The sequence below is a fragment of the Flagellimonas eckloniae genome, assembly GCF_001413955.1.
In the GTDB taxonomy this organism is placed as follows: Bacteria; Bacteroidota; Bacteroidia; order Flavobacteriales; family Flavobacteriaceae; genus Flagellimonas; species Flagellimonas eckloniae.
This window is the reverse complement of the sequence record NZ_LCTZ01000002.1, coordinates 3,789,171-3,805,551: the sequence shown is the minus strand read 5'-3', so window position 1 is coordinate 3,805,551 and position 16,381 is coordinate 3,789,171. Positions and strand designations below refer to the sequence as shown.

Annotated in this window: 10 protein-coding genes; 6 read left to right on the top strand and 4 right to left on the bottom strand. The window is 37.6% G+C overall.

Annotated elements, in window-relative coordinates:
* Positions 1-4 precede the first annotated feature (4 nt).
* The 6 genes from AAY42_RS18340 to AAY42_RS16440 all read left to right on the top strand — a co-directional run bounded on the left by AAY42_RS18340 (position 5) and on the right by AAY42_RS16440 (position 12,134).
* Positions 5-1,051 carry a GntR family transcriptional regulator gene (locus AAY42_RS18340; RefSeq protein ID WP_245625634.1) on the top strand — a complete coding sequence of 349 codons (1,047 nt, stop codon included), beginning with the start codon at positions 5-7 and terminating at the stop codon, positions 1,049-1,051.
* Between the two features lie 293 nt (positions 1,052-1,344).
* Positions 1,345-4,551 carry a SusC/RagA family TonB-linked outer membrane protein gene (locus AAY42_RS16460; RefSeq protein WP_101956451.1) on the top strand — a complete coding sequence of 1,069 codons (3,207 nt, stop codon included), beginning with the start codon at positions 1,345-1,347 and terminating at the stop codon, positions 4,549-4,551.
* A gap of 50 nt (positions 4,552-4,601) precedes the next feature.
* Positions 4,602-6,362: a RagB/SusD family nutrient uptake outer membrane protein gene (locus AAY42_RS16455; RefSeq protein ID WP_055397182.1), complete on the top strand. Its 1,761-nt coding sequence runs from the start codon at positions 4,602-4,604 to the stop codon at positions 6,360-6,362.
* Between the two features lie 320 nt (positions 6,363-6,682).
* Positions 6,683-9,787: a SusC/RagA family TonB-linked outer membrane protein gene (locus tag AAY42_RS16450; protein ID WP_055397180.1), complete on the top strand. Its 3,105-nt coding sequence runs from the start codon at positions 6,683-6,685 to the stop codon at positions 9,785-9,787.
* 10 nt (positions 9,788-9,797) lie between these two features.
* On the top strand, positions 9,798-11,399 hold the full coding sequence (locus AAY42_RS16445) for a RagB/SusD family nutrient uptake outer membrane protein (protein ID WP_055397179.1): 1,602 nt from the start codon (positions 9,798-9,800) through the stop codon (positions 11,397-11,399).
* 27 nt (positions 11,400-11,426) lie between these two features.
* Positions 11,427-12,134: a fasciclin domain-containing protein gene (locus AAY42_RS16440; RefSeq protein ID WP_055397178.1), complete on the top strand. Its 708-nt coding sequence runs from the start codon at positions 11,427-11,429 to the stop codon at positions 12,132-12,134.
* A gap of 344 nt (positions 12,135-12,478) precedes the next feature.
* On the opposite strand, the gene AAY42_RS16435 is transcribed toward AAY42_RS16440, so the two are convergent.
* From AAY42_RS16435 to AAY42_RS16420, 4 genes are all read right to left on the bottom strand, one after another.
* A complete protein-coding gene (locus AAY42_RS16435) occupies positions 12,479-12,670 on the bottom strand; it encodes a hypothetical protein (protein ID WP_055397176.1) in 192 nt (63 codons plus the stop codon).
* A 198-nt stretch (positions 12,671-12,868) separates the two neighbouring features.
* Complete coding sequence (locus tag AAY42_RS16430) at positions 12,869-13,606, bottom strand: 3-keto-disaccharide hydrolase (RefSeq protein WP_055397174.1); 738 nt, start codon at positions 13,604-13,606, stop codon at positions 12,869-12,871.
* Positions 13,607-13,660: 54 nt separating this feature from the next.
* The gene (locus AAY42_RS16425) at positions 13,661-15,019 is read right to left on the bottom strand and encodes a Gfo/Idh/MocA family protein (protein WP_055397172.1); all 1,359 of its coding nucleotides are present in this window, start codon (positions 15,017-15,019) and stop codon (positions 13,661-13,663) included.
* Positions 15,020-15,248: 229 nt separating this feature from the next.
* Positions 15,249-16,289, bottom strand: a complete 1,041-nt coding sequence (locus AAY42_RS16420; protein ID WP_055398001.1) for a GntR family transcriptional regulator — start codon at positions 16,287-16,289, stop codon at positions 15,249-15,251.
* Between the last annotated feature and the right edge of the window lie 92 nt (positions 16,290-16,381).

Here is a 16,381-nt window from a genome sequence, read left to right as displayed (position 1 = left end):
TATTTTGAAAAGATTGGAATATATAAACATAGATACAAACTCTAGAATCCCCAAATACAAACAAGTAATGGATTCGATAATGAAGAGTATTCATATGGGCAGTTTAGGTATGGGGCAAAAAATACCTTCTATCAATGAACTAAGTGAAGAGTATTTATTGTCTAGAGATACAGTTGAAAAGGCTTATGGACTCTTAAAAAAACAAAATATTATAGCATCAGTAAAAGGTAAGGGGTATTACATTGCAAAAACGGACCTATCCATCCAAGCAAACGTTCTTTTCTTGATCAATAAACTGAGCACATACAAAATGCGCATTTTCAATTCTTTTGTAAACACGCTGGGCGCGAACGCAAAGGTTGACCTTGATATATACCATTGCGAACCCTTAGTTTTCAGGGATATTTTAGATAAAAAGAAAAATCTTTATGATTATTATGTCATCATGCCACATTTTAAAAATGAGAATTTGCAACATATGGGCTGTACTGATGACATCCTGAAAACCATTCATTCCATACCAAATGGTAAATTGATAATAATGGATCGTAACCTCAAAAGTCTATCAAAGGAATCTGGAAGAATTTATCAGGATTTTACCGAAGATATTTATGATGCTTTGACCACTGCTTTGGAAAAGTTGAATAAGTACAAGAAAATTATGCTAGTATATCCAAGCAAAGCAGTATATCCTTACCCCAAGGGCATAGTTACGGGGTTTAAAAGGTTCTGTATTCAACATGCCATAGACTATGAAATACTTGATGAGATTTATGATAGTATGGAGTTACAACTAAATGACCTTTACATAATAATAGAGGAAGGAGATCTTGTAAACTTGGTCAAACAGGTAAGAGACCGCCATTATAAATTGGGAGAGGATATCGGTATTATTTCTTACAATGACACCCCACTAAAGGAACTTTTAGGGATTACAGTAATGAGTACAAACTTTAAAAAAATGGGGGAAGAAGCTGCAAATATGATCTTAAACAATAACCCTATTGACATAAAAAACAAGTTTCACTTCATAGACCGTTTTTCTTTGTAATTCTTCAAAAGTTCAACTTTTGTTCTGAGTGCAAAATTCTGAACATTTGTTTTTTCTTTAAAATTTTCATAAGAAAATAAGTTATTTTTTCGAAGTATTTATCTTATATTTTTTTATAAAACAAACTATTTTTAGATAATTACAGTACACCACAGGATGCTATGAAAATTTCAAGTTTATATAATTGTTATTGAATTACTATATATAAGTCCATTTTGCTGTTATTTCAGCAATATTCTTCTTAATAAATTAGTAAATATTAACCATATCAATTTAATTAAACTAAACTTGAAATGAAAAAAAAGTCTAACAAACGGTTCCGTTTTGCTGGTTTGGCGTTTATGGCGACGATGGTATTATGTATATTTTCCATTTCGTCTTCATTTGCACAAATACAAGCAGTGACGGGTACGGTGACCGATGTAAACGGAGAACCTCTTCCTGGGGTAAATGTGGTTCAAAAAGGAACAACAAATGGGGTATCTGCCGACTTTGATGGCAATTATGCAATCAGATTAATTCCAGGATCGCGAGTAATAATCTTTTCTTCTATTGGTTTCAATACCAAAGAAGTAACAGTCAATGCCTCAAACATTAACGTAACACTTGATGAAGATACTCAAAGCTTGGATGAAGTAGTTGTTGTGGGTTATGGCACTCAGAAAAAAGCAAATTTAACCGGTGCCGTATCCGTCGCAACAGCTGAGGTTTTACAGAATAGGGCCATCGCCAATGTTGGAGAGGGATTACAAGGGGTGGTACCAGGCCTTAATGTAACTGTAACTAGCGGTGACCCTACGGAAGGTCCGGAGTTTAATATTCGGGGTTTTGAATCTATTAACGGGGGGTCTCCTTTAATACTTGTTGATGGTGTACCTATGGATCTCAACCGTATCAATCCGGAGAACATTGAGAGCGTAAATGTATTAAAGGATGGTGCCTCGGCTGCAATCTACGGGGCAAGGGCCGCTTTTGGTGTAATTCTAGTAAAGACAAAGGAAGGCTCCCTTGGTAAAACTAACGTTCAATTGAGCACACAGCTATCTTGGAACAAACCTATCTTTAATATTAACCAAATAGACAATGGATATATCTATGCTTTGGAAAGAAATAAGGCACAAGAAAGAAATGGTGGAGATCCTAGATACGATGAAGCTTATTTACAAGGACTTCAGCAATATTGGGCAGATCCGGCAAACAATGCACCATGGGAAGTAATTGACGGTAGTTTTGTAAATTATGAAAACCCGGGTATGGTGGACGATTTGGTCAATGCAACTTCACCTAGACAAAAAATTGATTTGACCATTTCAGGTGCCACTGAAAAAACCAATTACTTCACTTCTTTTGGACTTTTTAATACCGACGGGTTTTATAATCATCCAGCAAATGATAATTTTAAAAGATATAATATTCTAGCGAAGGCAGATTATAAACTCACGGATTGGTTAACATTCGATAGCCAGATTACTGCAAATTTTGAAAATTCAGATAAGCCAGCTGCTGTGGATATAAATACATTGATCCGGATTGAACCCATACGTCCATACCGCGTACCCTTAATACCTGGGTATGAACAATACGAGGGTATGAGTTGGAACCACGCGTTCCCAATTTATGCACAATTGGAAAATGGGGGGCGTACCAAGTTCACGACCCAGGATATATGGTTAAGGGGTGGCCTAGTAGCCAATCCCATTAAAAACCTTACCCTGAACGGTAATTTCTCCTATAATACATTTACCAGGCAGTTTGAAAGCTTTAGACCGGCCTATGAGGTGGTTTCATTTAACCTTGAACAAGATAACCCGGTACAGGTTGTAGGGGATGACGATATTGAGATACAAAGAAACTTTAACCAATATTATGTATTGAACCTTTTTGGGGAATATGAATTAGATTCTTTGGATGACCACTACATAAAAATGGTTTTTGGTTACAACCAAGAATGGGATTTCAACCAACGTATTGCTGGTGATGCAAACCAGTTGGTTTCGCCAAACATTATTGACATAGGGGCAACTACTGGGAATAGATTTATAGAAGGTGGAAAAGGACATGCTACCCTTAGAGGCTATTTTTATCGCTTAAATTACATTTATAAGGACAAATATCTTTTGGAAGCCAGCACCCGTTATGATGGCACATCACGTTTTCCTGCAGGAGACCGTTTTGGGCTTTTCCCTTCAATTTCCGCAGGGTGGAGAATTTCTAACGAAAACTTTATGTCGGGCACTCGTGAGTGGCTCGATAATCTTAAGTTAAGAGCCTCCTATGGAGAACTAGGTAACCAACTTTTAGGCTCTGGAAGCCAGCTCCTAGGAAATGATAGTTTTTATCCCTACATACCCTCACTTAGTGTAGGCACATCAAATAATGTTTTGTCTTCAGGACTAATTCCAACTGTTGGTGCCCCAGGATTGGTCAGTCCAAGTCTTACTTGGGAGCGTGTAGTAAGTACCAACCTTGGTTTAGATGTTGTGATGTTCAAAAATAAATTGGATATGTCTTTTGATGTATATACCCGAGAAACCCTTGATATGCTCTTAAGAAGGGCTTATCCTGATGTTTTAGGAGCTGCCGCCCCAAGGGAAAACGGGGCCGACCTAAAGACCCAAGGTTGGGAAGCATCCATAAAATGGCGTGACAAAATTGGGGATAACATTAGCTACTTCATTAATTTGAATGTAGCGGATTGGACTTCGGAAATAACAAAGTATGATAATCCTACAGGGGCCATTCCAGGTAATCCCAGTAATGGAAATGCTTTATCCGCAAATGCGAGCAGTAATTACTATGAAGGCCAACAGATTGGCGAGATATGGGGGTATGAGACCGTTGGTATTTTTCAAGGAGGAACTGATGAAGAGGTAGCGGCCTTTAATGAAAGTCAATCTAGACTTGGTAACGGATGGAGAGCAGGGGATATTCAATTTAGAGATCTTAATGGTGACGGAGAAATTAGTCCTGGCATCAATACGCTTGACGATCCTGGTGATAGAAGAATTATTGGTAATACAACGCCAAGGTATACTTATGGTATAAATACCGGAATAAGTTATAAAGGTTTTTCCATAGACGCATTCTTTCAAGGGGTTGGAAAAAGAGACTATTATCCGGGTAACCAAAACTGGACATGGTTTTTCCCGTGGCGTTCGTATAATGGTGATGAATCTTGGTTGACCAATACTTGGACTCCAGATAATCCAAATGCATATTTTCCAGAAATTCAGACAGACGCCAAAAATTATACTGAACAAACTCGATTTTTGCAGAACGCGGCTTATATAAGACTTAAAAACCTTAATGTTGGTTATGCATTCCCCACTTCAATAACTGATAAGATAGGCCTGTCTAGTTTCAGGTTATATGTGGCAGGGCAAAATGTTTGGGAATATTCCAAAATTCGAAAGCCTTTGGATCCTGAATATATTTTTGACAATTCAATAGATTTTCCATTATTGAGAACCTATAGTGTTGGAATGGTGTTGGGCTTTTAATAGTTAAGATTTTAAAAGCCGATAGATTTAAAAACAAAAAATTACAACAAATGAAAATTATAAAATATCTTTTAACAATCATAGTGTTGGGCATACTGTCCTGCAGTGACGATTTCTTAGATCGTACGCCACTTGACGAGGTAAGTAATGAGACATTTTTTTCAAACGAAAATGATATTGTCAATTATAACAATAGCTTATACGACATTGCCAAAAACGATAGAGACTATCCCATTATGATGGGCTTGGGTCCTGGCCCCGGAGTATTGTTTTACCACGGTATATGGTGGCAAGACGAAATGAGCGATAATCTGGGAGCGACACACCCAAGAGCAATAGAAATGTACCGGGTAAGGGCAGGCAAACATAATATTGACAATGATCCTAGGCCCATGGGGTATACTGGATGGGATTTTATACGATCTATTAATTTCGGACTTGAAAATTATGACAGGGCTGGGCTAAGTGAGGAAATCGTTAACAGGTATAAGGGCGAGGCTCGTTTGTTCAGGGGGTGGTTCTATTCAGATAAGGTCAGAAGGTTCGGGGATGTACAATGGATTGATAAGGTATTGAACATAGATTCAGAAGAATTGTTCAACCCTAGGGATAACCGTGATTTTGTAATGCAAAAAGTATTGGAGGATTTGGATTTTGCCATTGCCGGTCTACCAGAGGACTGGGAAAATGGGGGAAACCCAGGCCGCGTTGATAAATGGGTAGCCTTAGCCGTAAAATCCAGAGTGTGTCTATTTGAGGGTACTTGGAGAAAATATCATGGGCTTAGTAATGCCGATTTTTGGCTGGAACAGTGCGTAGTGGCCTCAAAAGAATTGATGGACAATGGAGGTTTTACACTATATAGCACTGGTGACCCTGTAGGGGATTACCGCTATGCATCATCTTCAACAACTCAAGAAGGAAACTCGGAGGTAATCTACTGGCGTAAATATGAGTCGTTGATTAACGGTCATTTTGCATCACGTTTGTTTTGGAACTATAACGGAGGTGCCACAAAAAGCTTTGTGGAAGATGTTCTTTGTGAAGACGGATTGCCGATTTCTCTATCACCCCTTTATGCCGGAGATGCACAAATAGAGGATGTTTTTGTGGCTCGCGATTCGCGTCTAAGACAATGTGTATTGAATCCAGCGGATAAAGAATTACTTAATTATCCCAATGATGATTTCGATTATCCAAGATTAGTAGGTATGACGGGAGGCAGAAATAGATCCAATACCGGATATCACGTGGTAAAGCACTGGAATGCAGAGGATGAACAACGTCCTAGAAACCAACATATTGCATCCCCCCCTTGTTTGAGATTGGGTGAAGTATTTTTGAACTTTGCAGAGGCGAAAGCAGAATTGGGAACACTAACTCAAGGAGATTTGGACATTTCTATTAATCTGTTAAGGTCTAGGGTAAATATGCCTGGTTTGGATATAAATCCACCTATGGATCCAAGATATGCAGATATGGGAGTTTCATCTTTGATTGTTGAGATACGCAGGGAAAGAAGGGTTGAACTTTTCTTGGAAGGCCATCGCTACCATGATGTAAGACGTTGGAAGCAAGGCCCGCGATTTTTTGGACAATCAGATTTTGGTATACGATTCGATGCAGCGGCAGAAGCAAGGTACGAAGGTGCTAATGTAGAAATTACTGAAATAGATGGTATACCATATATAGATGTACGTAAGGACACGGATTTTATACCTGAATTCGACGAGTCCAGGCATTATTTATGGCCCATACCTGCAAATGTTATTTCCCAGAACCCAAATATTCAACAAAATCCTGGGTGGTAAATAATTTCATAAAAATGAGTACAAGAAAAATATAGATTACAATAGCGATTTGAGTTAGTAGTCCCCAACATCAATTTAATATGTTGGGGATTTTTTTGAAGTATCTTGATTGTTATTTATATGTTTTTTCGCACAAAATATTTTCTTTTTTGAATTAAAAGCATTAGTTCAGCACAGTACAGGATGCCCTAAAAATTTCAAGTTTATATAATTGTTAACGAATTACTAAATCTAAGAGGCTTTTGTTGACCTATCAGCAATATTCTCTATAAGAAATTAGTAAAGCTTGAACAAATTAATTTAACTAAACTAAACTTGAAATGAAAAAAAAGTCTAACAAACGGTTCCGTTTTGCTGGTTTGGCGTTTATGGCGACAATGGTATTATGTATATTTTCCGTTTCGTCTTCATTTGCACAAATACAAGCAGTCACGGGAACGGTGACCGATGTAAACGGAGAACCTCTTCCAGGGGTAAATGTGGTGCAAAAAGGAACAGCAAATGGAGTATCTTCTGACTTTGATGGTAACTACTCCATACGACTGGGGCAAGGCTCTAGGATTCTCGTTTTTTCTTACATCGGATTTAATGCCAAAGAAATTACGGTAAATGCAGCTACCATCAATGTAGCACTTGAGGAGGACACCCAAAACCTAGATGAGGTCGTGGTAATTGGCTATGCTACCGTGTCCCGTGAAAAAGTATTGGGAGCTTTATCTACTGTAAAAGCTGAAAAGATTGCAGAAGTGACACCCACAAATGCCTTCGAAGGAATACAAGGGCGTTTAGCAGGAGTGCAAATTGCAACAAACGGTGGTCCAGGAGCTGGTTTTGATATTCGGGTACGAGGTACCTCTACCTTCAGTGCGGGCGGTACAGGGCCATTATATGTAGTAGATGGTCAACAATTGGATAATGTTGATAATATCGATCCCAACGATATTGCTTCCTTGGAAGTATTAAAAGATGGAGCAACAACTGCAATCTATGGTACGCGAGGTGCAAACGGAGTTGTATTGATTACCACAAAATCCGGTAAAGCTGGGGATGTAAGTATAGATGTAAATGTTGTAACTGGTATTAATACCTTGAATGGGGCCATTCCAGTTGCCAATACAAGGCAGCGTTTGTTTTACGAAGATGTGCGAAGAACGGACGCACAAAGACTAAACCCTACAGGTAACCAACGTGATTCCTTAAGTCTATTGCTTAGAAATTCGTTCGATCTGCAAGATTTGATTACAAGAGCTGGTACTAGAAATCAAATAAATGTAGCTGTAAGTGCAGGTAGTGATAAAGTACGTGCTTATTGGAACACAGGTTATTTAAATGAAGAAGGTATTGTGGTGAACAGTAGTTTCAGAAGAATAAACACCCGTTTCAAGCTTGATTTTACACCTAACAAAAAATTAGCCCTCAGTTCTTCTTTTAATGCATCTTTCGAAGAATTTAGCGGACTTAATGAAGGACAGGTATTCCAACAGTTAGTGGAACGAATCGCCTACTTTCCCATCTTTGAACCCAACGGCGATTTGACCCCCGAAATTGCGGGTCGTCAAAACCCTGTTGCGGAAGCACGATTGCGTCAACAGCGCTTACGAACATGGAGGGGGCAGAGCTTTAACTCGGCCCAATATAACATTACCCCTTCCTTTTCCATTAAGTCTACCCTAGGTATCAACTTTAGATTAAGAAGGAACAATAACTTTGAACCCTTATTGGTATTAAACCCTAGAAATACGAATCCTTTGGCTAGCTATAGAGATCGTATCGATTATGATATTCAACAAGAAAACTTCGTCAATTATACTAACGAATTTGGAAAACATAGTGTATCAGCATTTGCCGGTATGCAGATATTGAAGCGGTATCAAGAGGAATTTGGTATTTCAAATGCTCTTTTTGTTTCTGAAGACATTCAAACATTTAACAATGTAGACCCAGATGGACTGGGTATTAATGCTGATCAAACCTTTGATACAAGAAGTAATTTGTTCTCGCTTTTTGCAGGTTTCAACTATGACTTTGACAACAGATACTTGATTAGTGCTACAATAAGACGTGACGGGTCTTCTCGATTCGGTGAAAACAAAGAATTTGGTTATTTCCCATCTGGGTCTATTGGCTGGCGGGTTAGCAACGAACCTTTTTTACAAGGGAACAACATTTTAAACAACCTGCTATTACGAGCTAGTTATGGTGAAACAGGGAATGATCGAATTGGTGATTATGAATTTACATCAGCTTTTGAACCGGGGGCGGTTTATGATGGGATAAGTGGTGTTGCACCTTCTAGGTTGGGAAATCCTGAACTAAGCTGGGAAAGCACTAATGCTACCAATATTGGTTTTGACCTAGGCATGTTCAGAAATCGGTTAACCGTTAACTTTGATGTTTGGAGAAAAGACACCGAAGATCTTTTAGCAAGTGTTCCATTGCCAGAAGAATCAGGTTTTAGTGGAATTCGTCAGAACGTTGGTGCCGTTCGTAACCAAGGAATTGACATAAATGTAGGCGGCAGCATCATCCAATCTGAAAATTTCAGTTGGAATAGTAATTTCAACATAAGTTTTCAGGAAAATGAAGTTACTAGATTATTTGAAGGCACTCCATTTCAATCAGGGGATTATTTGATTGAAGAAGGCCAACCTATAGGTAATATTTTTGGCTTCAAAAATCTTGGTGTATATCAATACGATGAATCCAATGCATTTACAGATGATGGCGTACAGCTTACCCCAAATTTTGACGGTTCTGGCAACTTTGCTAATTATACCTTGAACGGTCAAGAATTTACAGGTAATGTTAATCAGATTAGAAATGATGGGCGTGTTGCCGAAGGTGGCGATATTATCTGGGACGATGTTGATGGTGATTTTGTCATCACCAATGAGGATAGACAGGTAATAGGTAATGGTCTGCCAACAGCCTTTGGTGGATTTTCCAATGACTTTAAATATAAAGATATCAGTTTGAGTTTTCTTTTTGATTTTACCCTAGGTAATGATCTATGGAGACGATGGGATGAAACACGTAACGATTTGAACTCTTCAAACGAGACCCCAGGTCCTGATCGTATTGAAGGAGCTTGGCTAAACCCAGGAGACGTTACGGTTTACCCTAGACTAACCCGTGTGCCACAAAACAGGGACAGACCCAACAGCTTTTTTGTAAGCGACGGCGGCTTTATCAAATTACGATTTGTACGATTAGGATATGACTTGCCACAAAAAGTGCTCGAGAGGATAAGCTTTCTTAAGAAATGTTCATTTTTTGTATCGGGCAATAATTTATTGACATGGACAAATTACAAAGGTTTTAATCCTGAATTAGGTACCAGAGGCAACCCATTACAACCGGGGGTTGATAACTTAAGGTTCCCCAACGATCGTGAGGTAATTTTAGGTCTTAATCTTAAATTTTAAAACAACAACGATGAAAATTCAAAATATAAAAAACTATATCACACTAGTACTTACCATTCTTATGGTATTCGTAGGTACTATATCATGTAATGAGTTGGTTGATGAATCGCCAATAAGTGAAATTGATCCAAACAACTTCTTTAGAAACAATAATGATGCCTTGGGAGCTATCATTGGAATGTATGATGCTATGCAACCTACATTTAGGCTGAAGCATTATTATTGGGGGGAGCTCAGGGGAGACAGTTACATCAACGGAAACGATGGCGCTAATGCGGATAATATTGAGTTAACCACAAATGACGTTACTTCAGGTAATTCAAATGTGATACGATGGAATGACTTTTATGACATGATCAACAGGGCTAATTATGCCATAGCCAATATTCCAACAATTGATGGCTTTGACTCCAATTTGCTTGGTGAGGCTCAAGCGATGAGAGCATATGCTTATTTTCAAGCTGTCAGGGTATGGGGAGCTGTCCCGCTCTTCACAGAACCTGTAGTGGGTGCTGGACCAGAGTTGCAAAAAACGCGCACGGATGCCAATACAATTATTAATGAGGTAATTATACCAGATATGTTGGCAGCGGAGCAAAACATGAACTTATTTACCGCACCATATAGGTTTTCTTTGACCAGTATTTGGGCCTTACAAGCCGAGGTATACGGATTTTTGGGTGATGATACAAACGCCCGTACAGCTTTACAAAAGATTGTTGACAGCAATGAGTTTAGCCTAGTAACAACTGCCGAGGCATGGCAAAACCTTTTCCTTAATGATAACGTAGATCCTTTCGACCCGGATTCTGAAAGCATGGGACCTTTGAAGGTTCAGGAAGGACCGGAGCTTATAATGTCAATTGGTTTCAGTTTAAATGAGGATGCAGGGTCAGGTAATCGTAACAGAGCAGGTATTTATGCCTTGTTTTTTGCTGGTATCCCTTCTTACACACTATCACCGGCACTTGAAAATAAATGGAGGGAAAAGTTTCCAATCGATTCTTTAGGCTGGGTAACAAAATACCCAAATACCGATCCAGTACTTACCCAGACAGTGGTTTTTACCGATGAAAATGGTATGGAACAAGATTCCATTGCACCAGTCTACGGGGACTATAGATATTACCTATCCCGTGAAAATGATGTAAACTTGGAAAGTAAAGGTCTTGGTAATGCAAGATTGGCAAAGTATAATAAGGTAAATTATAATCAATCGCTGGACGATAGTGATATGGTATTGTACCGTTATGCCAATATTATACTTTATTTGGCTGAAGTAGAGAATAGACTTGGTAATAATGCAAGGGCATTAGAATTGATAAATGAATTTAGAACTGCAAGACAATTACCACCTGTTGATTCAGTAGAATTCGGCGCAACCATGGACGAACGGGAAATCTTTATCCTAGATGAACGTCACCTTGAGTTGGTAGGTGAAGCACAAAGATGGTGGGATCTTAGGAGAACCAATAGAGCCTTGGAAGTCATGAACCCAATATTGGACACGCTTACAGGAGGTATCCCTTTGACCCAAGAACGATTGTTGTTCCCCATTTTTGATGACCATTTGGTTGAGAATCCATTGTTAGGCCAAACACCAGGATACTAAATCACAACATAAACAAAATTGATAATGATGAAAAACATAAAAAATATAAAGATTTTGGCATTGGCAAGCTTTACAATGTTTTTGTTTGGCTGCGATATAGACCTGCAAGAAAGATTTGTTTTTGAGCCTGATGTTGACCTCACGGATCCATATGACACTATTACAGCTTGGGAATTTTTCAATCTACCACAAGTCAATGGATTGAATGAAGATGGCACATTCAATGGTGACAATTATAATTATTTAGTTGCCGCCATAGAAGCAGCAGGTATGATAGATGAATACAATACCCCTAACAGTGGTAGAACATATTTAATGTTAAACAACAATGCTTTTGAAGGAGGGGGCGATGTTATTGAACTAATAACAGGCTCTGAAGAGGTTGCCGAAGGAGAAACCCCTGCCCAAGTAATGGCCAGGGCAGATATTGATGTTTTAAGGTTGATTTTACAATATCACATTATTACAACCTATATAACCCAAAACGACCCTCTTATTGAGTTTGACGTGAATTACGAATTTCAAACGTTGATACCGGGTGATGCAGGTAAGATTATTTTAAGACGCGATAATAGACTACGTATAGATGTTAATAGGAGTCCTGCTCCATTGCCAAGTACAGCAACAAGTCAGGACGAAAGGTTGAGAAATTATAACTACGTTTTTAACAACGGCATAGGCCATAGTTTGAACGATCCTGTTAGGAACCAACCGTATCCAGCTCCAAGCATTTAATAAAATAATTAGTTTGAGTTAGTTTTTTTGTGAGTTAGCATGAAATCCTCTATAGTTTATAAATATGCTATAGAGGATTCTTGTTGTTGTAAATAATTTATTGGTAATATTTCTAAAATTAGGCGCCAGCATCTCTTGCAGAAGAGCATCAACCATGGTACTTCCAAATGACTAAAAACAAACTAGACGAGCTCCTTATGCTAATTGACAGGCTCAAATTATTGAGGAATTGATTATAGTTTTAAATTGTATGCCAAGAAGTTGCGCAAAACAATGTTTTGAGTATTCTAGAGTATCCGATCTTCATAACTTTACTTTATTGACCACAAAAATTGGTTGAAAAGCTATATTTTTCGATAAAACCTGTCCTCTTTACCATTTATCCTATCTTCTTTTCTTTGAACGAATCCAAAAGGGTAAAACCCCCAATCTTCCCAACTTTGTTCAAAAGAAGTTCCCATGAAAGCATTGATTATCACTATTAAAAAGGAATTCACACCCGACAACCTATTTGCAGCTTTTTGCTGTTTGACCATCTCTATCACAATTTTTGTAATTATGGGGGTTATGGGTAGAGAAACGCTACTGTAGTTTTCAGGTATATTATATTAGTCTTTAAAAAATCCAGCTTTTTGGAGCAATTTCCATGGCTTCAATAAAAACATGGTTGTTCAAATATGGATAGTTCTCCATATCTCTTATCACAATTCAAGAAAGCATATCCTTTTTCCGATTTATAATTCCTTTATCCTGATATTTTTAAACCAAATAAAGCTGCCGTGGTCCTGAAGTCCAATGAATCCCTTTTTTGCAAGCCCATAATCAGGATAGTCCTTCCACTTACCCTTCTCTTTTTTCATATTCCAATCGTCTGACCAAGGAATGAATTCAATAACCTTCTTTCCATTCAACCAATGCCGCACCTTGTTGGGTTGAAATACAATTCTAGTGGTATTCCATTCTCCAGCTTGTTTTACTACCAAATTGGCCTTGTCTGTTATGTACATTCCATAATCCGCTCCAACGCTCTGCCAATCTTCGAGTTTTTGGGGAAATCCCAACTGATCTATCAATTGATACTCAGGTGCATTCTGATAGGGCGACTCATATTGTTCTCCCTCCTGAACATGATAAAAAACACCACTATTTCCCCCTTCAGATATTTTCCATTCTAAATAAAGTTCAAAGTTTTCAAATTCTTGAGAACTGTATACGATATCCCCTCCAATATCGCCACCTTTTCCAAGTGATTTTAATGCTCCATCTTCAATAATCCAGCTAGCCGGAAGTTCTGTGGAATTATAACCTCTCCATCCTTCAGTTGTTGTACCATCAAATAGATAAAGCCAGTCTTTGTTCTTTTCCAAGTTTTGGGTTTGTGGTTCTGCTACAACCTCTTTTTCCTTAACCTTCTCTAAACAACCAGTTAGCAAAAAGATACCAATCAAGCATATTTCAATTGAATTTTTCATTGATTTTATTTTAAATGATTGATTTTTAAAGCCAAAATCATCTTGTCTTTATTATCATTCTTCTTCAACTTCCATTGTAATTGGATTCCATTTAATGAATTTATCTTTAAAATAACTCTCATTGCATAACAAAGCTGGAGCAGCTGCCCTAAATCCAAATATGGGATCCTCCACTACCGATGTGCCATTTCTAATTGCATTCACAAAATTTCCATGATGATCATAATGTGCTCCTTTGTATCCATTTTCTGCCTTATAGACCACTTCACTTGGAGGGACCATTTTCTTTCTGTCATTTGGTTCTATACCGGCCTCTTTCATTTTGGCCAATTCAAAGGGGTCATCTGTAGAGGTAGCGTTCCTTCTTAACACCACTTCTTCCCATTTCACATCCATGGAACCCTTGCTACCAACAAGTTTTAAATATGTGGTTCCGCTAGTGCCATCAACAAAATTACATCTCAAGGAAAGATTGAAACCTGGATGTTCCTTGACCTCTGGATATTGGAACATTCCCAAAAGAACATCAGGCACTTCCCTTCCGTCCTTCCAATACCGTAGGCCTCCCATAGCACTAATTTTATTTGGCCCCAACGAATTGGTAATAAAGTGAAGGCTTGAAAAAAGATGCACGAACAAATCGCCAGACATTCCAGTACCGTAATCCAAATAATTCCTCCATCTAAAAAATCGAATGGAATCAAAAGGTATTCTTTTTGTATTTGATACAAACTGGTTCCAATTTACAGTTTTTTGGGAGGCATCCGTTGGAATGGTATACTGCCACGCTCCAATGGGGGAGTGCCGTGCCCAAAAACCTTCAGCATAATTCAGTTCACCAATTGCTCCATCTGCCAATAATTGTTTTGCCTTTTCATTACCTAAAGAAGAAAGTCCCTGACTCCCTACCATAAAAACCTTCCCAGAACGTTTCCACGTATTGATCAACTCATGCCCTTCTTCAACCGAATGTACCATTGGTTTCTCACAATAAACATGCTTTCCAGCATTTAGGGCATCTATCGAAATCTGTTTGTGCCAATGATCAGGAGTACCTATTATAACAGCATCAATATCCTTTCGTTTAAGTACGTCTTTATAATTATCCGTTAAAAATAGATTTTCTCCCCATTTTTCACTTGCAGCTTTTAGTCTCCCTTGATACAAATCACAAACTGCAACAAGTTTTACACCATCATGCTTAAGAATGGTATTTACATTCTCAGAACCCATTCCCCCTGCCCCAATTACCGCAATTGAAAGCTCTTCGTTATTTACTTTTGATTTGGAAACGCGCTTAAGTTGGTTTGTAGATTTATAATCGCCAGAAAATCCAAGTGTTGGTGAGGCCACAATAGCACCACCACCAAGAACGGCTCTTTGTAAAAACTTTCTTCTTTTATTTTCTGACATACTGCTTTGTTTAAAAGTATTTCCCTTTGTTCTCCTTATAAAACTATGATTTTTTTGATCTTGAACGTTACAAGAACCACCCTTTTTAGATGATATTTGGAATAGGGAACGAATTTGCCACAAAAAAAATTAAATATCATGCAAAAGCAGTTTCAACAAATGTTATCCGAAGAGGAAAATGAAATCTTTTAATCAATAAACTGGACCAAAAGAAAGAAAAACGCTAAAACTAGATAGATTTTCTATCGATAAAGTGAAACGGATTTTTAATTTTACCTTTCTCCTTGTTCAATATCATTCTGGCCGCAGTTTCACCCATTGCTTCAAAATCTGTAGAAATTACGGTAACCCTTAACAGTTCTTTTAACTGAGTGTCATTATATGAGATAACCCCTATATCCTTTCCAATAAGAAGCTCCCCGTCCCTTATTTCATTTATTAAATTAACTAAATCAGATTCTTCAATAGTAATGAACAAGTCTCCCCTCTTGAGAATTATATCATCATATATTTCATCCAAAATTTCAAAATCCATATCAAATTCAGTACAGAATTTTTTAAAACCCATCAAAACCCTTTTAGGGTAGGGGTAAATCGATTTTTTGGGATAGACCATAATCAATTTCTTGTATGATGAAATTTTAGAAAGGCCCTCTTTCAATGCTTGATAGATATCATTTTCAAAATCTTGATAGATTTCTACAATGTCTCCATCAATTTCAAGCTTATTATTGTCCATGATAATAAGCTTACCCTTGGGGATTTTGTTAATCGTTTTCAATACTTCATCAGTGTAACTTATGTGTTTTAAGTCTTTCGTTTTAAAATGAGGCATGATTACATAGTAATCATATGATTTATTATTTTTTGCCATTAAGTTTAAAAACAAAGACTCATCACAATGATAAATATGAAGGTCGGTGTGTGAATTTCCACCCATGTTATTTATGAAGGTATTGTATATCTTCATTTTGTAAGTACTCAGCTTATTTATCAGAAACAAGATATTTATCTTGGATATCAATTGGGTGCGAGCAATATAATATCCTTTGCCCCTAATCGATGAAATAATTTTCCGCTCCTTTAAAATACTGTAGGCTTTTTCAATAGTATCCCTAGAAATAAGATATTCCTCACTAAACATATTGATTGATGGAATCTTTTCATCAATCTGAAGGTTGCCAATGGAAATATTGTAAATAATGGAATCCACTATTTGTTGATACTTGGGGATACGTGAATTTTTATCAATCTGAATATATTTAAACATATTCATTTAAACAGAGGTTTAGATTGATTGTAAGGTTAACAACATTTTTTCAATTTTAAAAATTCCTTTTCAAATCTAGTTGATATCCCAAA

Coding starts and splice junctions, on each gene's coding strand:
- AAY42_RS16460 (WP_101956451.1), top strand. CDS start 1,345: ATGAAAAAAAAGTCTAACAAACGGTTCCGTTTTGCTGGTTTGGCGTTT.
- AAY42_RS16455 (WP_055397182.1), top strand. CDS start 4,602: ATGAAAATTATAAAATATCTTTTAACAATCATAGTGTTGGGCATACTG.
- AAY42_RS16450 (WP_055397180.1), top strand. CDS start 6,683: ATGAAAAAAAAGTCTAACAAACGGTTCCGTTTTGCTGGTTTGGCGTTT.
- AAY42_RS16445 (WP_055397179.1), top strand. CDS start 9,798: ATGAAAATTCAAAATATAAAAAACTATATCACACTAGTACTTACCATT.
- AAY42_RS16440 (WP_055397178.1), top strand. CDS start 11,427: ATGAAAAACATAAAAAATATAAAGATTTTGGCATTGGCAAGCTTTACA.
- AAY42_RS16435 (WP_055397176.1), bottom strand. CDS start 12,670: ATGGTCAAACAGCAAAAAGCTGCAAATAGGTTGTCGGGTGTGAATTCC.
- AAY42_RS16430 (WP_055397174.1), bottom strand. CDS start 13,606: ATGAAAAATTCAATTGAAATATGCTTGATTGGTATCTTTTTGCTAACT.
- AAY42_RS16425 (WP_055397172.1), bottom strand. CDS start 15,019: ATGTCAGAAAATAAAAGAAGAAAGTTTTTACAAAGAGCCGTTCTTGGT.
- AAY42_RS16420 (WP_055398001.1), bottom strand. CDS start 16,289: ATGTTTAAATATATTCAGATTGATAAAAATTCACGTATCCCCAAGTAT.